This window comes from Arenimonas composti TR7-09 = DSM 18010, from assembly GCF_000426365.1.
GTDB lineage: Bacteria > Pseudomonadota > Gammaproteobacteria > Xanthomonadales > Xanthomonadaceae > Arenimonas > Arenimonas composti.
This window is the reverse complement of sequence record NZ_AUFF01000001.1, coordinates 436048-459520: the sequence shown is the minus strand read 5'-3', so window position 1 is coordinate 459520 and position 23473 is coordinate 436048. Positions and strand designations below refer to the sequence as shown.

Annotated in this window: 20 protein-coding genes; 18 read left to right on the top strand and 2 right to left on the bottom strand. The window is 71.3% G+C overall.

Features of this window, described 5'->3' with window-relative positions:
- The first annotated feature begins 155 nt into the window (after window positions 1-155).
- Window positions 156-1316 (top strand): isovaleryl-CoA dehydrogenase, encoded by a 1161-nt coding sequence (locus tag K311_RS0102090; RefSeq protein WP_026815946.1) that lies wholly within the window; start codon window positions 156-158, stop codon window positions 1314-1316.
- Window positions 1317-1427: 111 nt separating this feature from the next.
- Here the strand turns inward: K311_RS0102090 and K311_RS14845 are convergent, their stop codons facing one another.
- Window positions 1428-3434 carry a serine hydrolase domain-containing protein gene (locus K311_RS14845; protein WP_051239381.1) on the bottom strand — a complete coding sequence of 669 codons (2007 nt, stop codon included), beginning with the start codon at window positions 3432-3434 and terminating at the stop codon, window positions 1428-1430.
- A gap of 177 nt (window positions 3435-3611) precedes the next feature.
- On the opposite strand from K311_RS14845, the gene K311_RS0102080 reads away from it, so the two are divergent.
- The 16 genes from K311_RS0102080 to efpL all read left to right on the top strand — a co-directional run bounded on the left by K311_RS0102080 (window position 3612) and on the right by efpL (window position 21042).
- A complete protein-coding gene (locus tag K311_RS0102080) occupies window positions 3612-4787 on the top strand; it encodes a thiolase family protein (protein WP_026815945.1) in 1176 nt (391 codons plus the stop codon).
- Between the two features lie 104 nt (window positions 4788-4891).
- Entirely contained in the window at window positions 4892-5224 is a 333-nt protein-coding gene (locus tag K311_RS0102075) for a hypothetical protein (RefSeq protein WP_026815944.1), read from the top strand.
- 142 nt (window positions 5225-5366) lie between these two features.
- Window positions 5367-5738, top strand: coding sequence for a hypothetical protein (locus tag K311_RS17370; RefSeq protein ID WP_051239380.1), 372 nt, complete (start codon window positions 5367-5369; stop codon window positions 5736-5738).
- A gap of 711 nt (window positions 5739-6449) precedes the next feature.
- Entirely contained in the window at window positions 6450-8054 is a 1605-nt protein-coding gene (locus tag K311_RS0102065) for a carboxyl transferase domain-containing protein (protein ID WP_026815943.1), read from the top strand.
- A gap of 146 nt (window positions 8055-8200) precedes the next feature.
- The gene (locus K311_RS0102060) at window positions 8201-8719 is read left to right on the top strand and encodes a hypothetical protein (RefSeq protein ID WP_026815942.1); all 519 of its coding nucleotides are present in this window, start codon (window positions 8201-8203) and stop codon (window positions 8717-8719) included.
- Window positions 8720-8776: 57 nt separating this feature from the next.
- Window positions 8777-10471, top strand: a complete 1695-nt coding sequence (locus K311_RS0102055; protein WP_026815941.1) for a molecular chaperone HscC — start codon at window positions 8777-8779, stop codon at window positions 10469-10471.
- Entirely contained in the window at window positions 10471-12078 is a 1608-nt protein-coding gene (locus K311_RS0102050) for a hypothetical protein (RefSeq protein ID WP_026815940.1), read from the top strand. Before K311_RS0102055 ends, K311_RS0102050 begins: the two co-directional genes overlap by 1 nt.
- Window positions 12079-12102: 24 nt before the next feature.
- A complete protein-coding gene (locus K311_RS0102045) occupies window positions 12103-12921 on the top strand; it encodes an enoyl-CoA hydratase-related protein (protein WP_026815939.1) in 819 nt (272 codons plus the stop codon).
- Window positions 12918-13331 carry a GxxExxY protein gene (locus K311_RS14835; RefSeq protein WP_051239379.1) on the top strand — a complete coding sequence of 138 codons (414 nt, stop codon included), beginning with the start codon at window positions 12918-12920 and terminating at the stop codon, window positions 13329-13331. Before K311_RS0102045 ends, K311_RS14835 begins: the two co-directional genes overlap by 4 nt.
- Entirely contained in the window at window positions 13318-15330 is a 2013-nt protein-coding gene (locus tag K311_RS0102035) for an acetyl/propionyl/methylcrotonyl-CoA carboxylase subunit alpha (protein WP_043798032.1), read from the top strand. Before K311_RS14835 ends, K311_RS0102035 begins: the two co-directional genes overlap by 14 nt.
- Complete coding sequence (locus K311_RS0102030) at window positions 15327-15917, top strand: hypothetical protein (protein ID WP_026815937.1); 591 nt, start codon at window positions 15327-15329, stop codon at window positions 15915-15917. The genes K311_RS0102035 and K311_RS0102030 overlap by 4 nt, the downstream gene beginning before the upstream one ends.
- A 2-nt stretch (window positions 15918-15919) precedes the next feature.
- On the top strand, window positions 15920-16807 hold the full coding sequence (locus K311_RS0102025; protein ID WP_043798052.1) for a hydroxymethylglutaryl-CoA lyase: 888 nt from the start codon (window positions 15920-15922) through the stop codon (window positions 16805-16807).
- Window positions 16808-16906: 99 nt separating this feature from the next.
- Window positions 16907-19363, top strand: a complete 2457-nt coding sequence (locus K311_RS17365; protein WP_051239378.1) for a sensor domain-containing protein — start codon at window positions 16907-16909, stop codon at window positions 19361-19363.
- A 52-nt stretch (window positions 19364-19415) separates the two neighbouring features.
- A complete protein-coding gene (locus K311_RS0102015) occupies window positions 19416-20183 on the top strand; it encodes an SDR family NAD(P)-dependent oxidoreductase (protein WP_026815935.1) in 768 nt (255 codons plus the stop codon).
- Window positions 20180-20482, top strand: coding sequence for a hypothetical protein (locus K311_RS0102010; protein ID WP_026815934.1), 303 nt, complete (start codon window positions 20180-20182; stop codon window positions 20480-20482). The genes K311_RS0102015 and K311_RS0102010 overlap by 4 nt, the downstream gene beginning before the upstream one ends.
- A complete protein-coding gene (efpL, locus tag K311_RS0102005; RefSeq protein WP_026815933.1) occupies window positions 20479-21042 on the top strand; it encodes an elongation factor P-like protein EfpL in 564 nt (187 codons plus the stop codon). Before K311_RS0102010 ends, efpL begins: the two co-directional genes overlap by 4 nt.
- Window positions 21043-21101: 59 nt before the next feature.
- On the opposite strand, the gene K311_RS14825 is transcribed toward efpL, so the two are convergent.
- On the bottom strand, window positions 21102-21698 hold the full coding sequence (locus K311_RS14825; RefSeq protein ID WP_051239377.1) for an NUDIX hydrolase: 597 nt from the start codon (window positions 21696-21698) through the stop codon (window positions 21102-21104).
- 206 nt (window positions 21699-21904) lie between these two features.
- Between K311_RS14825 and K311_RS0101995 the strand changes: the two genes are divergently transcribed.
- Window positions 21905-23467: an amino acid permease gene (locus K311_RS0101995; RefSeq protein ID WP_026815932.1), complete on the top strand. Its 1563-nt coding sequence runs from the start codon at window positions 21905-21907 to the stop codon at window positions 23465-23467.
- Window positions 23468-23473: the final 6 nt, after the last annotated feature.

The window sequence follows — 23473 nt, the reverse complement described above, 5'->3', positions numbered from 1 at the left end:
TCCCCCGGCATTGCCGGGGGATCGCGGCGATGACCCGAAGGGAAAAGGGCTCTGACCCCGGTTGTTCCGGCCAGGCCCCTCCCCATCGGAATAGTTCGACCCCGCCCCGCCGGGGTCTTAACGTCGGAATCCGACCCCAGTTGTTAAGGCCTGTTATGCGCACCTTTCCCCTCGGCGAAGAACTCGACGCCCTCCGCGACGCGGTCCGCCGCTTCGCCGAGGCGGAAATCGCCCCGCGAGCCGAACAGATCGACCACGACAACGCCTTCCCGGCGGACCTGTGGCAGAAGCTCGGCGCGATGGGCCTGCTGGGAATGACCGTGCCGGAGGCTTACGGCGGCTCCGGCATGAGTTACCTGGCGCACCTGGTGGCGATGGAGGAGATCTCGCGGGCTTCGGGATCGGTCGGCCTGAGCTACGGCGCGCATTCGAACCTGTGCGTCGCCAACCTCTACGCCAACGGCACCGAGACGCAGCGGCAGAAGTACCTGCCGAAACTGTGCAGCGGCGAATACGTCGGCGCGTTGGCGATGAGCGAGCCGGGCGCCGGTTCCGACGTGGTCGGTTCGATGGCCTGCCGCGCGGTGCGCCGCGAGGACGGCAGCTGGCTCGCCAACGGCAGCAAGATGTGGATCACCAACGGCCCCGACGCCGACGTGCTGATCGTCTACATGCGCACCGCCGATCGCGAGATGGGCAGCCGTTCGATGACCGCCTTCCTGGTCGAGCGCGGCATGCCCGGCTTCCGCACCGCGCAGAAGCTCGACAAGCTCGGCATGCGCGGTTCGAACACCTGCGAACTGGTGTTCGAGGACTGCGTGATCCCGGCGGAGAACGTGCTCGGCGAGGTCAACCAGGGTGTGCGCGTGCTGATGCGCGGCCTGAACACCGAACGCCTGGTGCTGACCGGCGGCCCGCTGGGCCTGATGCAGGCGGCGCTCGACATCGCCCTGCCCTACGTGCGCGAGCGCCGGCAGTTCGGCGCCCCGATCGGCAGCTTCGGGATCATGCAGGCCAAGGTCGCCGACATGTACACGGCGCTGCAGTCCAGCCGCGCCTTCGCCTACCAGGTCGCGCGCGACTTCGACGCCGGCCACGCCAGCCGCATCGACGCCGCCGCCTGCCTGCTGCATGCCAGCGAAGCCGCGGTGCAGGTCGCGCTGGAAGCGATCCAGTCGCTCGGCGGCAACGGCTACATCAACGAATACCCGACCGGGCGGATCCTGCGCGACGCCAAGCTTTATGCGATCGGCGCCGGCACCAACGAGATCCGCCGCATGCTGATCGGCCGCGAGCTCTTCGAAGGCAACGACTGACCCTGTAGGAGCGCCTTCAGGCGCGAATCACTTCCGCCCGACGCGCCGCCGCGAACAGGGCCGGAAAAATCTTCGCGCCTGAAGGCGCTCCTACAGGGGCGGGCGAGGCGGTCAGTCCACCACCCCGAACCGGTAGTCGCGCTGCGGGGTGCGGAACAGCAGCCCGTCTCCGTCGACGATGAACTCGAGCCCGGTCAGGTTCGGCGCCACCATGTAGAAGGTCTGGCTGCCGTCGGCGCCGCTGCGGCTCGCCATCCGCGCCGACCACGCGCCGAAGTCGAAGCGCAACCCGTCGCCGTCGCGGATCACGTCGATGCGGCCGAGCGCGTCGTTGCGGTACGCCGGCGCGAGCGCCGCGGCCGCCTGCGGATCGGCCGGCAGCGTCAGCGTCGCGCGCTCGGAGGCGTACCACGCGCGGCCGGTCTCGCCGTACGCCTGCAGCTGCGGCCAGGCGCGCGCCTCGCCGTCGAACAGCACCTCGAGCAGCCGGCGGCGGAAGCCCGACACCAGCGCGCGGCCCTCGCCCGAGTTCGTCAGCACCACCGCGCCGACGCCATGCGCGGGCAGCCACAGCATGTCGCTCTGGTAGCCGAACAGCGAGCCGCCGTGGTGCACGATCTCGACGCCGCCCACGAGGTCGGTCTGCAGCCCCATCCCGTAGCTGACGTCGTTGCCGGCCGCGACCTTCGCCGCGCGCCGCGCGTCGATCACCGCCTCGGACACCACGCGCTCCCCGTCCGGCCCGACGCCGCGCGCGAGTTCCATGCGCACGTAGCGCAGCAGGTCCTCGACGTGGCTCCACGCGCCGCCGGCCGGGCGCATCGGCACCGCGGCGCCGTTGGGCGCGAAGTCGGCCAGCACGGTGCGCCCGTCGACGTCCCAGCCGTGCGGCGCCGCGTGATCGGCGGCCAGCGCGGCGTCGAAATCGAACGTCGTCGCGTCCATGCCCAGCGGCGCGAACACCTCCTCGCGCATCGCGCGGTCGTACGCGGCGCCGAGCTCCATCTCCGGATGGAGCCGGTACGCGCCGACGTAGCCGGCCGCGGCGGCGAGCGCGTTCGAGTACTGGAACAGCGCGCCGAACTCGCTCGTCGGCTGCATCGTCGCCAGCGTGCGCATCGCGCCGTCGGCGTCGAGCCCTTCGAACTCCATGATCCATTCGAAGTCCTGCCGCGGCAGCCCGGTGCAGGCGCACACGAGGTGTTCGATGCGCACCTTCGCGGTGGTCGCCGGGTCGCCGAGGCGGAACGCCGGATAGACCTCGGTCACCGGCATGTCCCAGCGCAGCCGGCCCGCGTCGACCAGGCGCCCGAGCAGCAGCGTCGACATCGGCTTGGTGTTGGATGCGATCGGGAACAGCGTGTGCGGCGTCACCGGCGCGGCGTCGCCGAGCCGGCGCACGCCGAAGCCCTCGCTGAGCACGGTGCGGCCGTCCTGCACGATGCCGACCGCGACGCCGGGCACGCCGAGTTCGCGCATCGCGTCGCGCACGAAGCCGCGCAGCGTCTCGAGCCGCGCGGCGTCGAGCGGATGCGCCGCGCGGCCGACGAACGACTCGCGCTCATAGCCGGCCGGCAGCAGCCGCCCGAACAGCTGGCCCAGCTGCGCGCCGCGCTTGTCCTGCACCGCCTGCGGCAGGTCCACGAGCACCACGGTCCAGCGCCCGCCCTTGCCCAGCGCGTACGCGTAGAAGACGCGCCCGGCCGTGGCCGGCACTTCGTAGTCCACGTAATGCAGCGATTCCCAGCCGTCGCGCGCGGCCATCGCGCTGGCGAGCTTGAGCGGCCAGCGCGGCGGCGCGTCGATCGCGGCCCAGGCGGCTTCGACGGCGGCGGTGGCATCGGCGGCCTCGACATCGACCAGCGCAAGCGTCGAATCGCCTTCGGGCGGATCGAGCCAGACCCGCGCGCCGTCCTGGCGCAGCGTCCAGCCGTCGGGGACGAAGAACCGCGTGCCGTGCGCGGTGACCGGCGCGCTTCCGGAAGCGGCGGCGGCCGGGGGCGCATCCGCTGGATCCGAAGGCGATTCGCTGGCGCTCGCGGGCGCCGCGGCGAGCGCGGCCGAGAGGGCGAGCACGGCGAGCGCGGCATGGCGCGCGGGGCGGCGACGGATCGACATCGAGAAGCTCCCGGAGACCGCCGGCCGGCGGCGCGCCAGCGTAGCGCGGCGCGGTGCCCGGCGTGCGATCGGCCGCGTCGGCCCGGCGCTGGCGGATCCGCACCGTCGGATCCGGCGCTGGGAGCCCGCAGCGAACCACCTATAATCGCCGGCTGACACTCATTGCGGAGCACACCCATGACCACCGTCGTCATCGCCGGCGCCAAGCGCACTCCGATCGGCGCCCTCCTCGGCCAGTTCACCGGCGTACCTGCCACGAAGCTCGGCACCGTCGCGATCCAGGCGGCGCTCGAACACGCCGGTGCCGATGCCGCGAAAGTCGACGAAGTGATCATGGGCTGCGTGCTGCCGGCCGGCCTCGGCCAGGCGCCGGCCCGTCAGGCCGCGCTCGGTGCCGGCGTGCCGACCTCGGCCGGCTGCACCACGATCAACAAGGTCTGCGGTTCCGGCATGAAGGCGGTGATGATGGCCGCCGACGCGATCCGCGCCGGTTCCGCGAAACTCGTCGTCGCCGGCGGCATGGAATCGATGACGAACGCGCCCCACCTGCTGCCGAACTCGCGCGTCGGCAGCAAGTTCGGCCCGATCACGATGGTCGACCACATGGCCTTCGACGGCCTGACCAATCCCTACGATGGCCAGGCGATGGGCGTGTTCGGCGAGCTGTGCGCCGAGAAGTACGGCTTCAGCCGCGAGGAGCAGGACGCCTACGCCGGCGAATCCGTGCGCCGCGCGCAGGGCGCGGTGGCCGACGGGCACTTCCGCGACGAGATCGCCGCGGTCACCGTCGCCGGCCGCAAGGGCGACACCGTGATCGACACCGACGAGCAGCCGGGGCGCTGCGACGCCGCGAAGATCCCGAGCCTGCGCCCGGCGTTCAGGAAGGACGGCACGATCACCGCGGCCGCGTCCTCGAGCATCAACGACGGCGCCGCCGCGCTGGTGCTGGCCGATGCCGACACCGCGAAGGCGCAGGGCCTGAATGTGCTGGCGACGGTCGTGGCCCAGGCCACCCACTCGCAGGCGCCGGAATGGTTCACCACCGCGCCGGTGGCGGCGATCCGCAGCGTGCTCGACAAGGCCGGCTGGAGCGTCGGCGACGTCGACCTGTTCGAGGTCAACGAGGCCTTCGCCGTGGTGGCGATGGCGCCCATGCGCGAACTCGGCATCGACCACGGCAAGCTCAACGTCAATGGCGGCGCCTGTGCGCTGGGCCATCCGATCGGTGCCTCCGGCGCCCGCCTGCTGGTGACCCTGATCCATGCCCTGCGCCGCACCGGCGGCCGCCGCGGCGTCGCCGCCCTGTGCATCGGCGGTGGCGAGGCGACCGCGGTGGCCGTGGAACTGGCCTGAAGCTTGCTGAAACGTGAATCCGCTTGACTCCGGACCCGGACCTGCCATGATTTTCGGCACGTGCAATCTGCACGTTTCATAACAACCAGACGAGGAACCTCCCCATGTCCCTGAACAAGACCCTGCTCGCCATGGCGCTGGGCCTGGCCCTGGCCGCCTGCACCAGCGAGAGCCAGCAGGCTGCCGACTCGGCCGCCGACGCCAACGCCGCTGCCGCCGACGCCGCCGCTGCCGCCGCTGCCGATCCGGCCGCCGACGCCGCCGCCCAGCTCGCCGCCGACGCCGCCGCCGACGCTTCGGCCGCTGCCGACGACGCCGCTGCCGCCGAGGCCGCCGGTGCCGACGCTGCCGCCGATGCCGCGGCCGACATCGCCGACGACATGGAAGACGTGGCCGAAGAGGCCGCCGACGCCGCCGAAGACGCCGCCGACCAGTAATACGGCTGGCTCTGCAAGAGCGACGGGCGCGATGCGAATCGCGCCCGTTTCTTTTGCGTGATTCATGAACATCGCCTCCACAGGCGCCTCTCCAGAATCCCCGCCGCGACCGATCCCGTCGCGACCGTCCACTGGAGCACGCATGAACACCACGAAGCTTTCGATCGCTCTGGCCGCGGCCGGCCTGATCGGCCTGGCCGCCTGCACCCCCGAGGCCAGGCAGGAACGCGCCGAAGCCGGCCAGGCGATGGAAGACGCCGCCCACGAAACCGGCGACGCCGCCCGCGAAACCGCCCGCGCCGCTGCCGAGAACGTCGATGCGGCCGCCGAGCGCGCGGCGGCCGAGGCCCGCGAGGCCGCGGCCCGTACCGAAGAGGCCGCGCGTCGCGCCGGCGAGCGCATCGACAACGCGGCCGAGCGGGTCGGTGACGCCACCGAGAACGCGGTCGACCAGGCCGCCGAGAACCTCGACGCCGCCGTCACCACCGACGCCGAAGGCGAAGTAGACGACTGATTTTCCCGGGCGCATTGGGGGACGTCGGCCGGGCGCCCGGGAAAAGCATTCGCGCCGCCGCGTGGGTACGAAGCCGCGCCGGGGAAGCGGCGGCGCGAATGACTCCCCCGCGCCAGCGGGCGCTTTCCGGGCGGGCGGGTGCTCGGGTGGGGACCTCGGCTTCGGGGCCGGGAATCCCGCCCGGAACTCGGCTCGGCGTGTCCCGGGCCGAACGCGGATCGCAACGCGATGGCTCGCTTCCGTGGTTCCGCTGGTCTTTCTCTCTTCGTCAGGCGACGCGTCGCGCGGGCTTGCGGGGTTCGTGCGGCGGTGGCCGCGTTCGGCTCGGTACACGACGAGTCGCGGTTCAGGATCAGGTTCCCGGCATCGCAGCGACGAACGGGGTTTTCGTCGTGAGCGCAGCGACACGACGCGCTTCGCGGGGTGCGGGAGCCGGTAGTCGTTCCCGCTGCTGCGCGTGCTTGCCGGCCTGCGAAACCGGGATGCCCGGCGCCGCGCGTTGGCTTTCGGCTGCGCCGAAAGCACTTGCCCGGGCGGAGATGCCCTACGCGCCCGGCCTCCGCGAAGGCCACGAGTCTTTCCCGAGCCACGAGGAGGGAAAGAGCTCGTGACCTTCGCGGAGGCCGGGCCTGCGCACCCCACCCGCCCGGGTAAGCGCTCGGAAATGCCGGCAGGAAGTAAACTCGCGGGAACGAGTAGCGAGGGGTGGGGATGGAGATCAGGAGTGGGGTGGATACGCGCAGTGCGGAGTTCCGGGAGAATGCGGAACAGCTCCGCGCCGCCGTCGCCGACCTCGAACAGCGCCTGGCCACGACCGCCCTCGGCGGCGGCGAGAAGGCCCGCGCGAAGCACCTGGAACGCGGCAAGCTGCTGCCGCGCGACCGCGTCACCGCCCTGCTCGACCCGGGCTCGCCCTTCCTCGAGCTGAGCGCGCTCGCCGCCGGCGGCATGTACGAGGACGCCGCGCCGGCCGCCGGCATCATCACCGGCATCGGCCGCGTGCACGGCACCGAGGTCGTGGTCGTCGCCAACGACGCGACGGTCAAGGGCGGCACCTACTTCCCGATGACGGTGAAGAAGCACCTGCGGGCGCAGGAAGTCGCGCTCGAGAACCACCTGCCCTGCGTCTACCTCGTCGATTCCGGTGGCGCCTTCCTGCCGCTGCAGGACGAGGTGTTCCCGGACAAGGAGCATTTCGGCCGCATCTTCTTCAACCAGGCGCGGCTGAGCGCGCGGAACATCCCGCAGATCGCCGTGGTGATGGGCTCCTGCACCGCCGGCGGCGCCTACGTGCCGGCGATGTGCGACGAATCGATCATCGTCAGGGAACAGGGAACGATCTTCCTCGGCGGGCCGCCGCTGGTGAAGGCGGCGACCGGCGAGGTCGTCGATGCCGAGGCGCTCGGCGGCGCCGACGTGCACACGGCCGTCAGCGGCGTCGCCGACCACTTCGCCGAGAACGACCGCCACGCGCTGCAGATCGCCCGCGACTGCATCGCCAACCTCAACCGCCGCAAGCATCTGCCGGTCGCGGTGCAGGCGCCGCGCGAACCGAAATACGCGGCCGAAGAGCTGTACGGCATCATCCCGAAGGACACCCGCCGGCCCTTCGACATCCGCGAGGTGATCGCCCGCATCGTCGACGGCAGCGCGCTGCACGAGTTCAAGGCGCGCTACGGCAAGACGCTCGTGTGTGGCTTCGCGCACATCCACGGTTACCCGGTCGGCATCGTCGCCAACAACGGCATCCTGTTCTCGGAGAGCGCGCTGAAGGGCGCCCACTTCATCGAGCTGTGCAACCAGCGCGACATCCCGCTGGTGTTCCTGCAGAACATCACCGGCTTCATGGTCGGGCGCAAATACGAGAACGCCGGCATCGCCAAGGACGGCGCCAAGATGGTCACCGCGGTCGCCTGCAGCCACGTGCCGAAGTTCACCGTCGTCATCGGCGGCAGCTTCGGTGCCGGCAACTACGCCATGTGCGGCCGCGCCTACGGCGCCCGCTTCCTGTGGATGTGGCCGAACGCGCGCATCAGCGTGATGGGCGGCGAACAGGCGGCGAGCGTGCTGGCGACGGTGAAGCGCGACGGCCTCGAGGCCGCCGGCAAGACCTGGAGCGCCGACGAGGAAGCGGCGTTCAAGGCGCCGATCCGCGAGCAATACGAGCGCCAGGGCCATCCGTATTACGCGACGGCGCGGCTGTGGGACGACGGCATCATCGACCCGGCCGACACCCGCCGCGTGCTCGGCCTGGCGCTCTCGGCGTCGCTGAACGCACCGATCGAGAAGGGCCGCTTCGGCGTGTTCCGCATGTAGGCGCGGCGACGCGCCTGCGCACTGCCGCCACATCATGACTCCGCCGCACGAGCCGGGCTGGCCGTTCTCGGTGCTGGGACTCGATCCCGGCAGCGACCAGGCGGCGCAAGCGCGAGGTCGGCGCCGCCGTGGTGGAGGCTCTCGTCGTGCAGTCGGCACCGCTGCCGACGCCGGCGCTCGACGCGATCGCGGACTTCTTCGGACTCGACGAGATCCGCCGCGACGCGCCCTGGCTGCACGAGGACTTCCAGCAGGTGCGCGACGCGGCACGGCAGCGTGAACTCGCCGAAGAATCGGCCTGGAGCGACGTCACCTTCGCACGCTGCCTTGCCGGCGACGACGCCTGGCTCGATTTCGTCGTGACGCTGCTGGTGCCGGGCCTGGCCCGGCGCATGCGCCGCGTCATGGACCTGCTCGACGCCACCGGCATCGATGTGGTCGAGCCGCGCCGGCGACGCCTGCTGGAACGGGTAACCAGCCGCGGCCAGCTGACGCCCGAGCGACTGCTGGTGGCGCAGCTGCGGCTGCTGCTCGTCGCCGCCGTCGCCTTGGGCATCACCGGCGCGGTCGCCGGCACCTTCCGGCCGGCCTGGCTGGGCGCGGTCGCGCTGGCGATGCTGGCGGTGGCCGCCTGGCAGGCGCTGTCGACGCGCTTGCGGCGATAATCCTCCCCTCACCAACCCAACTTCGCCGGGCATCGCCGGCGCCGGACAGCGCGCACAATGATCGTCGGCATCGACCTCGGCACCACCCATTCCCTGATCGGAATCTACGACGGCGGCCGCCCGCACCTGATCGCCAATCCCCTCGGCGAACTGCTGACGCCGTCGGTGGTCGCGCTCGACGGCGACGGCCGCTTGCTGGTCGGCGCCGCCGCCCGCGACCGCATGGCCATCGCGCCCGAGCGCGGCGCGGCGGTGTTCAAGCGCTACATGGGCACCGACCGCGTGGTCCACCTCGGCGACCGCAGCTTCCGCGCCGAGGAACTGTCGGCGATGGTGCTGCGCGCGCTGGTCGCCGACGCCGAGAGCCAGCTCGGCGAAAAGGTGACCGAGGCCGTCATCAGCGTGCCGGCCTACTTCAGCGATTCGCAGCGCAAGGCCACCCGCATCGCCGGCGAGCTGGCCGGGCTGAAGGTCGAGCGGCTGATCAACGAGCCGACCGCGGCGGCGCTGGCCTACGGCCTGCAGGAGCGCAAGGACGAATCGACCTTCCTGATCTTCGACCTCGGCGGCGGCACCTTCGACGTCTCGATCCTGGAAGCCTTCGACGGGGTGATGCAGGTGCACGCGACCGCCGGCGACAACTACCTGGGCGGCGAGGACTTCCTGCAGGCGCTGCTCGCCGACTGCTGCGCGAGCTGGAACATCCGCGGCAGCGACCTGCCGGCGAACCTGCGCGCCCAGCTCGCCGCCCGCGTCGAGCGCGCCAAGCACCAGCTCAGCAGCGCGCACGAGGCGGAGGTGAACTTCACGCTCGACGGCCGCGACCTGCAATGGCGGATCGACGAGGACCGCTTCGCGAAGCTGGTCGAGCCGCTGGTGCAGCGCCTGCGCGCACCGATCGAACGCGCCCTGCGCGACGCCCGCCTCGACCCGCAGCAGCTCGACGAGGTCGTGCTGGTCGGCGGCGCCTCGCGCATGCCGCTGGTCGCCCGGCTGATCGCGCGCATGCTCGGCAAGCTGCCGCTGCGCCACGTCAGCCCGGACCAGGCGATCGGCCTCGGCGCCGCGGTCGCCGCCGGCATGAAGGCGCGCGACGAGACGCTCGAGGAGATCGTCCTCACCGACGTTTCCCCGTACACCCTCGGCATCGCCACCAGCCGCACCGACGAACGCGGCCGCCGCAGCGACGGCCATTTCGCGCCGCTGATCGAGCGCAACGCCACCGTGCCGGTGAGCCGGGTCGAGACCTTCTGGCCCTCGCAGGACTTCCAGACCGAGCTGAAGCTCGAGGTCTACCAGGGCGAAAGTCCGCGCGTCGCCAACAACGTCCGCCTCGGCGAGCTCAACATCCGCATCCCGAAGAAGAAGGCCCAGGAGAACCCGATCGACGTGCGCTTCACCTACGACGTCAACGGCGTGCTGCAGGTCGAGGTCGAGGTGATCGCGACGAAGCAGCGGCACGAACTGATCCTGGAGAAGAACCCGGGCGCGATGGGACGCGAGGAGATCGCCGCGCGTTTCGCCGCGCTCGCGGCGCTGAAGGTGCATCCGCGCGAACAGCAGGCGAACATCGCCGTCGTCGCCCGCTGCGAACGCCTCTACGAGGAACACCTCGGCGAGGCCCGGGAGCTGCTGTCGCGCTGGCTCACCCGCTTCATCGCGACGCTGGAGAGCCAGGACACGGTGCAGATCGAACGCGAGCGGCGCGAGCTTTCCGCCGCCCTCGACGACTTCGAGCAGCAGGTGCGCTGATGCCCTTCGCGGCCCTCGGCCTCGACGCGGGCGCCGACGCCGCCGCGGTGAAACGCGCCTACGCGCGCCTGCTCAAGCGCACGCGTCCGGACGACGACCCGGCCGGCTTCCAGCGCCTGAACGAGGCCTACCGGCAGTGCCTCGCGCTGATCGAGCGGCGGGCGTGGGAGAGCGCCGGACAATCGCCCGCTGCCGCCGTCGACGTCGCCGAGGACCACGCCGGGGACCACACCAGGGACGCGGCGCCGGTACATCAACCAGCCTTCGAGCCCGACGCCGAGCCGGAACCGGAATCCGAGTCCGAATCCGTACCCGAGCCCGTACCCGAACCCGAAACCGCAGCCGAACCCGAACCGCCGCAGCTGTTCGACTTCGACGCGTTCATGCGGGAGCTGTTGCCGCTGCTGCACGCCGGCAGCCCGGGCGCGGTGACGCAGTGGCTGTACGCGCGGCCGGAGCTGTACTCGTTCCAGCTCAAGCAGATGCTGACGGTCGAGGTGATGCGCATCGCCGCCGGGCAGGCGCCGCCGGTGCCGCTGCAGACGCTGGAGGCGTTGGCCGATTTCTTCGGTCTCGACGACGTCGGACCGGGCGGCTGGTGGCTGCGCGAGCGGGTCGAACAGACACGCGAACAGGTGATGCTGCGCGAACGCTTCCGCCGCCGTCCGCTGCCGCGGGTCCCATCCGGCCAGCGCGTGACCTGGTTCGACGCCCAGATCGACGCCGAGCTGGTCGACCCGCCGGCGCGCTGGCGCACTGCGCTGCTGTTGCTGACGCCGGGCATGCTCGGACGCCTGCGCAACCGGATCGGCGACCTCGAGCATCTCGGCGGCGAGATCGCGCGCGAGGCGATGGACCCGCAGCGGCGGGAACGCTACCTCGCCCTGGGTGATCCCCGCCGCCTCGACTGGCGCCGGCTGCTGCTGAGTCTGGCGCGCAGCCTCGTCCACGGCGGCCTGGCGCTGCTGCTGGTCGCGCTGTTCGTCGATGCCGACGCCGCCGCGAAGGTCGCGCCGTGGCTGGGCGGGCTGGCGGCCGCGCTGTTCGCCGCGCACCTGCTGCGCGCCGGCGGGTTCGCCCTCGAGGAGGCGCTCGCGAGGCGGCTCGGCAGCTGGAGTTTCGAACTCGTCACCCTCGGCGTGCTCGCCGGCTCGGCGCTGCTCGCGGCGGGCGGCGAGCGCACCCGGATCATCGCCGTCGCCCTGGCTGCGTACGCCGCGGTGCGCGTGCTCGGCCGGCCCCGCTACCTCCTCGGTCTGCTCTGCTTCCTGGTCCTCTACGCGACCGAGGCGACCCTGATCAGCTTCCGGCAATGGCCGCTGCCGACGATGCTGTCGGCGATGTGGGCGACGCCGGTGCTGGCGATGCTCGTCGACCGCGGCCTGGCCTTGCGGCACGGCGGCAGCCCGCGCGAACAGGCCGCGCACCCGCGTCCGCTGCAGCTGACGTTCGTGCTGCTCTGCCTGCTCTTCATCGCAGTGGTGGCCGTCGGCATCGGCGGCGCCGAAAGCACCGCGAACCCACCGCCGGTACCGACCGGCCCGGCGCCCTGGCACTACCAGCCGCCGGGCACGACGCCGCCGCCGCCCGTACCCGACCAGGGCTGAAGCCCCGCCTTCCCGGAGTCCCCGATGACCCAGGCCATCCGCCTCGAAACCGCCGCCGGCGTCGCCCGTCTCAGCCTCGCCCGCCCGGCCCTGCACAACGCCTTCGACGACGCCCTGATCGCCGAACTCACCGCGGCGCTGGAAGCGCTCGACGCCGACCCTACGGTGCGCGCGGTGGTGCTCGGCGGCGACGGCGCCACCTTCTCCGCCGGCGCCGACCTCCACTGGATGCGGCGCATGGCGGCGGCCAGCGAGCAGGAAAACCGCGACGACTCGCTGCGCCTGGCGAAGCTGATGCGCACGCTGAACTTCCTGTCGAAGCCGACGATCGCGCGCGTCAACGGTTCCGCCTACGGCGGCGGCGTCGGCCTGGTCGCCTGCTGCGACCTGGCGATCGGCGTCGACACGGCGAAGTTCTCGCTGTCGGAAGTGAAGCTGGGCCTGGTGCCGGCGGTGATCTCGCCCTATGTGATCGCCGCGATCGGCCCGCGCCACGCCCGCCGGCTGTTCACAGGCGCCGAGGTCATCGACGCCGCCGAAGCCCACCGCATCGGCCTGCTGCACGAAGTCACCGCCGCCGCCGACCTCGACGCCACCGTCGACCGCGCGCTGCACTTCTGGCGCAAGGGCGGCCCGGTCGCCCAGCGCGAAGCCAAGCAACTCGCCCTGCGCATGGCGGGCTTCGCACCCGAGACCGCGGCGATCACCGATGCCGCCAACGCCGCGCTGATCGCCAGACTGCGGGTCTCCCCCGAAGGCCAGGAAGGCCTGAGCGCCTTCCTCGCCAAACGACCGCCGGCATGGACGCTCGACAACGGATCAAAACCGATGAAAGCCGATTGATCCATCGCGAGACGACCCGCCTCGTCATCCGCGCGTTCTACGATGTCTACAACGGCCTCGGGACCGGTTTTCTGGAGCATGTCTACGAGAATGCTCTCGTGGTGTCGCTCCGCGGGATGGGCGTCGACGTTGTGCAGCAGGGGCGCGTGGACGTGTTCTTTCGCGGGGTGGTGGTCGGGGAATATCGTGCGGACCTGCTTATCCCGGGCAAGGTCGTCCTGGAGATCAAGGCACGGCAGGAACTGGCGCCGATCCACGACGCCCAGCTCATCAACTATCTCAAGGCGACCTCGATTCCCGTGGGCATGCTGCTGAACTTCGGGCCACGACCGGCGATCCGCCGGCGTATCCTCGCTAATCGCCTTATCGGCTCTTATCCGGGAAAATCCGTTGTCGATGAAGACCTTTGACAAAGTGCTGATCGCCAATCGCGGGGAAATCGCCTGCCGGGTCATCCGCACCTGCCGCCGCCTCGGTATCCGCACCGTCGCGGTGTATTCGGAGGCGGACGCCGATGCCCAGCACGTGCGCCTGGCCGACGAGGCCTGGCCGATCGGCGGGCCGCGGCCGCAGGACAGCTACCTGCGTGGCGAGGCGATCATCGAGGTCGCGCGGCGCGCGGGTGCGCAGGCGATCCATCCGGGCTACGGCTTCCTGTCGGAAAACGCCGACTTCGCCGACGCGGTCGCCGCCGCCGGGCTGGTGTTCATCGGCCCGTCCGGCGCGTCGATGCGAAAGATGGGCTCGAAGGCCGGCGCCAAGGAGCTGATGGCGGCGCGTGGCGTGCCGGTGGTGCCCGGCTATACCGGCGAGGACCAGGACCCGGCGCGGCTGCAGGCCGAGGCCGACCGCGTCGGTTATCCGCTGATGATCAAGGCCGCGCACGGCGGCGGCGGCAAGGGCATGCGCATCGTCCGCGAACGCGGCGAGTTCGCGGCGGCGCTGGAATCCTGCCGGCGCGAAGCCGCCGGTGCCTTCGGTCGCGATCGCGTGCTGCTCGAGCGCTACATCGAGAACCCGCGCCATATCGAGATCCAGGTCTTCGCCGATTCGCAGGGCAACACCATCCATCTCGGCGAGCGCGAGTGCTCGGCGCAGCGGCGCTACCAGAAAGTGATCGAGGAATCGCCCTCGCCCTTCCTGACGCCGGAACGGCGCGCGGCGATGGGGGCGGCGGCGATCGCCGCGGCGCAGGCCATCGACTACGTCAACGCCGGCACCGTCGAGTTCATCGTCGATGCCTCCGGCGACTTCTTCTTCATGGAGATCAACACGCGGCTGCAGGTCGAACATCCGGTCACCGAGCTGGTCACCGGGCTCGACCTGGTCGAATGGCAGCTGCGGGTCGCCGCCGGCGCGCCGCTGCCGCTCGCGCAGGACGCGATCACCCAGCGCGGGCACGCGATCGAGGTGCGCCTGTACGCCGAGGATCCGGCCGCCGGCTTCCTGCCCGGCTCCGGCCGGCTGCAGACGCTGCGGCTGCCGGCGCCCGGCGACGGCGTTCGCATCGATGCCGGCGTGGTCGAAGGCGACACCGTGACGATCTTCTACGACCCGATGATCGCCAAGCTGATCGTGCATGGCGAAGACCGGCCGCGCGCGCTGGCGAAGCTGCGCGAGGCGCTGGCCGACTGCGTGATCGTCGGCCCGAAGTCGAACATCGCCTTCCTCGAGCGGCTGGTGCGGCATCCGGTGGTCGTCGACGCGACGATCCACACGGCCTGGCTCGACCGCCATCTCGACGAGGTGCTGCCGGCCGTCGATGCGGCGCCGGATCGCGACCTGCTCGCCGCCGCGGCGACCGCGGCGCTGCTGCACGACGAGGCCGCCACCCTCGCCGACGCCGCCGGCAGTGGCGATCCGCATTCGCCCTGGGCGATCGCCGACGGCTGGCGGCTCGGCCATGCCGGCGACCGCCTGCTCGTCTTCCTGCACGCCGGCGAACGGGTCGAGCTGCATGCGCGTGGCGCCGACGGCAACCATGTGATTCGCGGCTGCGGCGAAGCGATCGCGGTCGCGGCGGCGCGGATCGTCGATGGCCGCCTGTCGCTACGCATCGACGGGCGCGCGCGGCGCCTGCGCGCCTACGCCGATGCCGACAGCGCCGCCGCCCACGACGGCGAGCAGCGGCTGGAGCTGCAGCGCGTGCCCGGCTTCCGCTTCGACGACAGCGCCGCGGCCGGCGCCGGCGACCGCGTCACCGCGCCGATGCCGGGCCGCATCGTGCTGGTGCGCGCGTCCCCGGGCCAGGCCGTCGCCGAAGGCGAGGAGCTGCTGGTGATGGAGGCGATGAAGATGGAGCTGAGCCTGAAGGCGCCGCGCGCCGGTACCGTCGCCGCGGTGTCGGCGACCGCCGGCGAGTTCGTCGAAGCCGACACCCTGCTGCTGAGCCTGGAGCCGCAAGCATGAACCGCCCGTTCTTCCCCGCCACCGCAGTCGCCGCCGCGAGCCTGCTGCTCGCCGCCTGCCAGGCGACCTCGTTCGAGAAGGCGCCGCTCGCCGCCGAGCCGGGCTGCGACCCGGCCCTCGTCGGCCGCTGGAATTCGCTCGAGGACGATGGCCAGGCCGGCGCCGCGAGCGAGATCCGGCTGCGCATCGACGCCAGTTGCCTGCTGGTCGTCGACATGCGCAGCGAGGGTTCGCGCCGGATCGACGAGACGCGGATCTCGATCGCGCGGCACGAGGGCCTGGCCTATGCCTGGTTCGACGCCAACTGGCCGCTGCGCCTGGGCCGCGAGGACTACCGTTTCCCGGCCGGTGACGTGATGCTGGTGCGCTGGCGCATCGACGGCGAAGAACTGCTGGTCTGGCAGGTCGCCGACAAGCCGCTGGCGCACGCGATCATCGATGGCGAGGTCGCCGGCGAGACCCGTTTCGCCGACAGCACCCTGTTCAACCGGCTGACCGGCGAGGCGAACCCGGACCTGCTCGGCCGATCCGGCCTGTTCGCTGCCGAACCCGGCCGCTTCCGCCGCGACCCCGAGGCGTCACGGTGACCCTGCCCGCCGCGGTACGCATCGTCGAGGTCGGCCCGCGCGACGGCCTGCAGAACGAGAAGACGATCATCCCGGCCGCCGCCAAGATCGAACTGATCGACCGGCTGTCGGCGACCGGTCTGCGCAGCATCGAAGCCACCAGTTTCGTCAGCCCGAAGTGGGTGCCGCAGCTCGCCGACGCCGCCGAGGTCTTCGCCGGCATCGACAGGCGCGCGGGCGTGGCCTATCCGGTGCTGGTGCCGAACCTGCAGGGCTACGAGCGCGCGCTCGCCGCCGGTGCCCGCGAGGTCGCGGTGTTCACCGCCGCGTCCGAGGCCTTCAACCGCCGCAACATCAACGCCTCGATCGACGAGAGCATCGCGCGCTTCGAGCCGGTGCTGGAGCGCGCCGCCAGCGACGGCGTGCGCGTGCGCGGCTACGTCTCCACGGTGCTCGGCTGCCCCTACCAGGGGGAGGTGCCGCTGGCCGACGTCGTCCGCGTCGCCGGCCGCCTGCACGCGCTCGGCTGCTACGAGGTCTCACTCGGCGACACCATCGGCATCGGCACGCCGGGCAAGGCGCGGGCGATGTTGCGCGCGGTCGCCGCGGACGTGCCGATGCCGGCACTGGCGGTGCATTTCCACGACACCCGCGGCCAGGCGCTGGCGAACATCCTCGCCTGCCTCGAGGAAGGCGTGGCCGTGGTCGACGCCGCGGTGTCGGGCACCGGCGGCTGCCCGTACGCGGCCGGCGCCAGCGGCAATGTCGCCACCGAGGACGTCGTCTACATGCTCGAGGGCATGGGCATCGCTACCGGCGTCGACCTCGCGGCGCTGGTCGAGACCGGCCGCTGGCTGGCCGCCCTGCTCGGCCGCTCCAGCGGCAGCAAGGTCACCGTCGCCGCCGGCTGAGCGCGCGCCGCAGCCCCTTACCCCGGCGGTCCCACACGGCTGGAGCCCGTGCGGGCCGGGTGTATCCTCGATTCCGGGCCCACGCGACGTGGATACGGAATGCATCCGGATTGCCCCTCGAACGACGGTGACGCGCCACGCGCCACCGCCCCGCCCGCCGACGGCACGCCGGCAGCCGGCGCACGCCTGCGGGCCCTGCTCGATGCGGTTCCCGACCCGATCACGATCCTCGACCGCGAGGGCCGCATCCTCGACCTGAACCGCGCCGGCCTGCGCGCCTGGGGCCGCCGCCGCGAGGAACTCGTCGGCGAGCTCGTGCACGTCATCAACCCCGACCTGCCGGCCGACCACATGGTGCCGGCGGTGGCGGCGCTCGAACGCGGCGAGACCTATGTGATCGAGGTCGAGAACATGCGCGCCGACGGCAGCCGCTTCCCGGTCGAGGTGCATTCGGCGGCGCTGTACGACGGCGACGAACTACGCGTGGTCGCGGTCGCGCGCGACCTCAGCCATCGCGTCGAAGCGGAGTTGAACTACCAGGCGCTGCTGAATGCGATCGACAAGGGCGTGATCTTCCAGGGCGCCGGCGGCGAGGTGCTGTCGGGCAATGCGGCGGCGCTGCGCATCCTCGGCATCGAGGCCGGCGCCGACCTGCCCGGGGCGTTGCGCTGGCAGGACTGGCTGGTGGTCGACCAGCGTGGTTACCCGATCGCCTTCCGCGACATGCCGCCGCTGCGGGCGCTGCGCACCGGCGAGATCGTCGAGAGCACCCTGCTCGGCCTCTACCACCACCTGCGCCAGCAGCTGACCTGGATCTCGGCGACCTCGGTGCCGCAGATCCGGCCCGGCGAGGAACGGCCGCACCAGGTCGTCTCGCTGTTCTCCGACGTCACCGAACTCAAGCGCGACAGCGCGATGTTCGTGCGCGCGCAGACGCTGGCGCGCATCGGCGGCTGGGAATGGGACGGCGGCCGCGGCCGGCTCTACCTCACCGGGGAATCGCTGCGCATCCTCGGCCGCCACGAGGACCCGCCGGCGCACCTGGACGACGTGCTCGCCCACGTCGAGGCCGGCCAGCGGCCGCAGGTCGAGGACGCGGTGCTGACCCTGCTGCGGCACGGCGGCGGCTTCGACCTCGAGGTGCCGCTGCGCCGCCGCGACGGCGAGCGCCGCTGGGTGCGCTTCATCGGCCAGAGCGAAGGCCGGGCGCCGATGTCCACCCGCATCACCGGCACGCTGCAGGACATCACCCAGCACCGGCAGATCGAGGAAGCGCTGCGCAGCCGCGCGCGCACCGATCCGCTGACCGGCCTGTTCAACCGCGACGGCATCCTCGCCGAACTCGAACGCCGGCTCGAGACCGGTGGCGACGGTCCGACCGTGCTCTACATCGACCTCGACCGCTTCAAGCTGGTCAACGACCTGCTCGGGCACGCCGCCGGCGACCACCTGCTGGTGTCGGTCGCGCAGCGCCTGGAGGCCTGCGTGCCCGGCGGCCAGCTGGCGCGCTTCGGCGGCGACGAGTTCCTCGCGGTCGTCGACGTCGCCGAAGGCGCCGCGGAAGCACTGGCCAGCCGCATCACCGGCGCGTTCAACGCACCGTTCCGCTGCGCCGGCGAGGAATTCACGATCACCACCAGCGTCGGCATCGCCCGGCATCCGCAGGACGGCCGCAGCGTGCAGCAGCTGGTGAACAACGCCGACGCCGCGATGTACGACGCCAAGCGCCGCGGCCGCAACACCTGGCAGCGCTTCAATCCCGAACTCGCGCGTCGGCAGAGCGACCGCGTGCAGGTCGAGGGCCAGCTGCGGCGGGCGCTCGACAACGGCGAGTTCCGGCTCGTGTACCAGCCGCTGGTCGACCTCGTCGACGGTCGCGTGCACCGCGCCGAGGCGCTGCTGCGCTGGCACAGCCCGGTGCTCGGCGAGATGTCGCCGGATGCCTTCATCGGCCATGCCGAGACCACCGGCGACATCGTCCGCATCGGCGCGTGGGTCGTGCACAGCGCCTGCCGCCAGCTCGCCGCCTGGCGGCGCGAGGGCCTGGCGCTGCCGCGGGTCGCGGTGAACGTGTCCTGGCGGCAGTTCCTGACCGAGGACCTGCCGCAGGTGATCGCCGCGGCGCTGGCCGAACACGATCTGCCCGGGGAAGGGCTGGAACTGGAGTTCACCGAACGGGTGCTGATCGAGGACGCCCCCGACACCCACGACAGTTTCGAGCGCCTGCGCGCGCTCGGTGTGCGCCTGACGATCGACGACTTCGGCGAGGGCTACAGCGCGCTGAACTACCTGCGCCGGCTGCCGATCCACGGCCTGAAGCTGGCGCAGGGCTTCCTGCAGGGCGTGCCGGAGGCGCCGTCGGACGTGGCGATCTGCCAGGCCGTCGCCGGCCTCGGCCATGGGCTCGGGCTCGAGGTGGTCGCCGAGGGCATCGAGACCGCCGCCCAGCGCGAATTCCTGCTCGGCATCGGCATCCGTTGCGGCCAGGGTTTCCTGTACGCGCCGGGGCTGGAGGTCGACGACTTCGCGGCCTACCTGCGCCGCGTCGGCTGCTGAAAGCCGACCGGGGCGGACTGCTAGAATCCGCGGCTTTCCCGCGGAGACTCCGATGCAACTGCAGACTTCCCGCGCCATCGTCACCGGTGGTGCCTCCGGCCTCGGCCTGGCCGTCGCCCGCCGCCTGGTCGCCGAAGGCGGCCGCGTCGCCCTGTTCGACCTCAACGACGACAAGGGCGCCGCCGCGGTCGCCGAGCTCGGCGAGGCCGCGAAATATTTCCGCGTCGACGTGGCCGACGAGGCCGCGGTCGCCGCCGCGGTCGCCGCCGCGCGCGAATTCCTCGGCGGCCTGAACGCCGCGGTGAACTGCGCCGGCATCCTCGGCGCCGGCCGCGTGCTCGGCAAGGAAGGCCCGATGCCGCTGCAGCACTTCGCGACCACGGTGAAGGTGAACCTGGTCGGCAGCTTCAACGTCGCCAAGGCGGCAGCCGACGCGATGCAGCACAACGACGCCGGCGTCGACGGCGAGCGCGGCGTGATCGTCAACACCGCCAGCGTCGCCGCCTACGAGGGCCAGATCGGCCAGGCCGCGTATTCCGCCTCGAAGGGCGGCGTGGTGGCGATGACGCTGCCGATGGCGCGCGAACTCGCCCGCTTCGGCATCCGCGTCAACACGATCGCGCCGGGCGTGTTCTGGACGCCGATGGTCGACGGCATGCCGGACAGCGTGCAGCAGTCGCTGGCGGCGTCGATCCCGTTCCCGTCGCGGCTGGGCCGGCCGGAGGAGTTCGCCGACCTGGTCGCCTACGTGCTCGGCAACACCTACCTCAACGGCGAGACGATCCGCCTCGACGGCGCGACGCGGCTGGCGCCGAAGTGATTCCGCGCCGGCTCGACCTCGCCGCCGCGATGGCGAAGTGGGCGCGGATCCGCGCCGGCGGCCGCAGCCGCTTCATCCTGCTGCGCGGCCTGCTGGCCTGGGGCGGCACGATGTTCGTGCTGATGGGCCTGGGCTTCAGCGGGCTGATGCTCGGCGCGGTCGCCTATACGCCGAAGTGGCTGGCGCTGAACGCCGCTTTGTGGACCAGCGGCGGGCTGATGTTCGGCGCGCTGACCTGGTACCAGAACGAGAAGCTGTACCACCGACACAAGGCCGCGACGGCCGGGGAAATCGCATGAAGGCTGCAGACGTCAAGAAGGGCAACGTGATCGAGCACGCGGGCACCGTCTACCAGGTGCGCGACATCGAGCGCAGTTCGCCGCAGGGCCGCGGCGGCAACGTCAAGTTCCGCTTCACGCTGTACAGCGTGCCGGGCGGCGTGAAGTACGACCTGAGCTGCGGCGCCGACGACGAGCTGCGCGAGATCGAGCTGACGCGGCGGATGGCGTCGTTCTCGTACAAGGACGGCGAGGCCTTCGTCTTCCTCGACGCCGAGCACTACACGCCCTACCAGCTCGATGCCGACGCCGTGGGCGTCCTGGCCGGCTACATCACCGACGGCCTCGAGGGCTGCTACGTGCTGCTGATCGAGGACGCGCCGGTGTCGGTGCAGCTACCGCCGACGGTGGTGCTGGAAGTGATCGAGACGCCGCCGGAACTCAAGGGCGGCACCGCGACCAAGCGACCGAAGCCGGCGAAGCTCAGCACCGGCATCGAGATCATGGTTCCGGAATACATCGCCAACGGCGAGAAGATCGAAGTTTCGACCGTCACCGGCGACTTCGCCGGCCGCGCCTGAGCAAACCCGGGACGTACACCGTCAAGCGGGACGTACACCGTTAAGCGCCTGCGGCGTGCTTAACGGTGTACGTCCCGCTTGACGGTGTACGTCCCAGCCATTAGCCATTTGCGGGCCATGCGGCGCAGCGAGGCTTCGAAGGCCGGCCGCGTCGCGACCTCGCGGATCGGCTGCCAGGCCAGCGCCAGCGATTCCGCGTTGGCGCGGAAGGCCTCGCCGCCGGCCGCGCGGACCACGAAGCGCACGTCGTAGTGCCAGTGTTCCGGCTCGTCGCCGCGGGCCGGGATCGGGTGGCGATCGAGATCGAAGATCCGCGGGTCCACCACCAGACCGGACAGGCCGGTCTCCTCCTCCGCCTCGCGCAGCGCCACCGCCGCCAGCTCGCGCTCGCCGTCCGCATGGCCACCCGGCTGCAGCCAGCGGCCGAGCTTGCGGTGATGCAGCAGCAGGGTGCGCTGGCCGTCGGCGCTGACCACGAACGCGGAACCGGTGAAGTGGCCGTTCCGGCGCTCACGTCGCCAGCGATCGCCGTCCGCATCACCGGCCTTCAGCAGCTCGCCGAAGGCCTGCACGGTCGCCGCCTCGCCGGGCCAGCGCGCGGCGTAGTCGTCCAGTTCCCGTTTCCAGCGATCCTCGTCGAAACCCGCTGCCGTCATCGTCCCGTCTCTCCCCAAGCGTGGCCGCCATTGTCGCCCGGATACGCCGCGGCGGGCGCTTGTGCCCGCCGAGCGGCGCGGGGTAAGGTCTGGCCGTTTCCACGTGGCCTGGGATTCGCCGGTATGCCGTTCCGCCGGTCCTCATGCCTCATGTACGATCCGGCGGCCGCGCCGCCGGCAAGCGTCAACACCATGGGGATCAATTGATGGCAAGCACGACCCAACGGGGAATCCTCGGCCGCCTGCTTCTGCGCAAGTCGGTCGAACAGGTCCAGCGTGAAACCGAAACCAGCCAGCTCAAGCGCACGCTGGGCCCCTGGAACCTCGTCTTCCTCGGCATCGGCTGCATCATCGGCGCCGGCATCTTCGTGCGCACCGGCAATGCCGCCGCGCTGCATGCCGGTCCGGCCGTGCTGCTGGCCTTCCTGGTCGCCGGCGTCGTCTGCGCCCTGGCCGGCCTGTGCTACGCCGAACTGTCCTCGACCCTGCCGGTCTCCGGCTCGGCCTATACCTACAGCTACACGACCATCGGCGAGTTCGCCGCCTGGGTGATGGGCGCCCTGCTGCTGCTCGAGTACGGGCTGGCGGCCTCGGTGGTCGCCGTCGGCTGGTCGGGCTACGTGGTCAGCCTGCTCGGCGACTACGGCCTGCGGATCCCTCCCGAACTGACCGGTCCGATGGGCCACGCGCTGATCCGCGACGGCGCCCCGGTGCTCGACGCCGCCGGCAACCCGGTGACCACGATCTTCAACCTGCCGGCCTTCCTGGTCTGCGCCGCGCTGGCGATCCTGCTGGTCATCGGCGTGTCGGAGAGCGCCAAGGTCAACAACGCCATCGTCGCGGTGAAGATGACGGTGATCATCGCCTTCATCCTGGTCTGCGGCTGGTACGCGATCGACAACTACGACGTGCTGAAGGCGAACTGGGAGCCCTTCGTGCCGCCGAACGAGGGCGAGGGCCGTTACGGCTTCGACGGCATCATGCGCGCCGCCTCGATCGTGTTCTTCGCCTACATCGGTTTCGAGGCGGTCTCGACCGCCGGCCAGGAAGCCAAGAACCCGAAGAAGGACATGCCCTTCGGCATCATCGGCTCGCTGCTGGTCTGCACGATCCTCTACATCCTGGTCTCGATCGTCATGACGATGGTCGTGAACTACAAGATGCTGAACGTGCCGGATCCGGTCGCGGTCGCGGTCGACGCGCTCGGCCCGTCGTGGGCCTGGTTCGCGAAGATCATCAAGATCGGCGCCATCATCGGCCTGACCTCGGTCGTGCTGGTGCTGATGTACGGCCAGACCCGCATCTTCTACACGATGGCGCGCGACGGCCTGCTGCCGAGCGTGTTCGCGAAGGTGCACCCGAAGTTCCGCACGCCCTGGGTCAACACGATGCTGGTCGGCCTGATCACCGCGGTCGCGGCGGCCTTCTTCGACATCAACTTCCTCGGCGACGCGACCTCGGTCGGCACCCTGGCGGCGTTCGCGATCGTCTGCATCGCGGTGATCTGGCTGCGCCGCACGCATCCGAACCTGCCGCGCGGCTTCAAGGTGCCGCTGTTCCCGGTGTTGCCGATCCTCGGCGTCGCCAGCTGCGTCTACCTGATCTCGAGCGTCGAGATGAAGGTGCTGGTGTTCTTCGGCTGGTACGTGCTCGGCGCGATCGTGCTGTACTTCGTGTACGGCATGCACAACTCGCGGCTGGCGAAGGGGCAGGAGCAGCTCGACGTTCCCGAAATGCCCGAATTCCCCGAAGACGCCCCGGGCCGCTGACCCACC

Coding starts and splice junctions, on each gene's coding strand:
- K311_RS0102090 (WP_026815946.1), top strand. CDS start 156: ATGCGCACCTTTCCCCTCGGCGAAGAACTCGACGCCCTCCGCGACGCG.
- K311_RS14845 (WP_051239381.1), bottom strand. CDS start 3,434: ATGTCGATCCGTCGCCGCCCCGCGCGCCATGCCGCGCTCGCCGTGCTC.
- K311_RS0102080 (WP_026815945.1), top strand. CDS start 3,612: ATGACCACCGTCGTCATCGCCGGCGCCAAGCGCACTCCGATCGGCGCC.
- K311_RS0102075 (WP_026815944.1), top strand. CDS start 4,892: ATGTCCCTGAACAAGACCCTGCTCGCCATGGCGCTGGGCCTGGCCCTG.
- K311_RS17370 (WP_051239380.1), top strand. CDS start 5,367: ATGAACACCACGAAGCTTTCGATCGCTCTGGCCGCGGCCGGCCTGATC.
- K311_RS0102065 (WP_026815943.1), top strand. CDS start 6,450: ATGGAGATCAGGAGTGGGGTGGATACGCGCAGTGCGGAGTTCCGGGAG.
- K311_RS0102055 (WP_026815941.1), top strand. CDS start 8,777: ATGATCGTCGGCATCGACCTCGGCACCACCCATTCCCTGATCGGAATC.
- K311_RS0102050 (WP_026815940.1), top strand. CDS start 10,471: ATGCCCTTCGCGGCCCTCGGCCTCGACGCGGGCGCCGACGCCGCCGCG.
- K311_RS0102045 (WP_026815939.1), top strand. CDS start 12,103: ATGACCCAGGCCATCCGCCTCGAAACCGCCGCCGGCGTCGCCCGTCTC.
- K311_RS0102035 (WP_043798032.1), top strand. CDS start 13,318: ATGAAGACCTTTGACAAAGTGCTGATCGCCAATCGCGGGGAAATCGCC.
- K311_RS0102030 (WP_026815937.1), top strand. CDS start 15,327: ATGAACCGCCCGTTCTTCCCCGCCACCGCAGTCGCCGCCGCGAGCCTG.
- K311_RS17365 (WP_051239378.1), top strand. CDS start 16,907: ATGCATCCGGATTGCCCCTCGAACGACGGTGACGCGCCACGCGCCACC.
- K311_RS0102015 (WP_026815935.1), top strand. CDS start 19,416: ATGCAACTGCAGACTTCCCGCGCCATCGTCACCGGTGGTGCCTCCGGC.
- efpL (WP_026815933.1), top strand. CDS start 20,479: ATGAAGGCTGCAGACGTCAAGAAGGGCAACGTGATCGAGCACGCGGGC.
- K311_RS14825 (WP_051239377.1), bottom strand. CDS start 21,698: ATGACGGCAGCGGGTTTCGACGAGGATCGCTGGAAACGGGAACTGGAC.
- K311_RS0101995 (WP_026815932.1), top strand. CDS start 21,905: ATGGCAAGCACGACCCAACGGGGAATCCTCGGCCGCCTGCTTCTGCGC.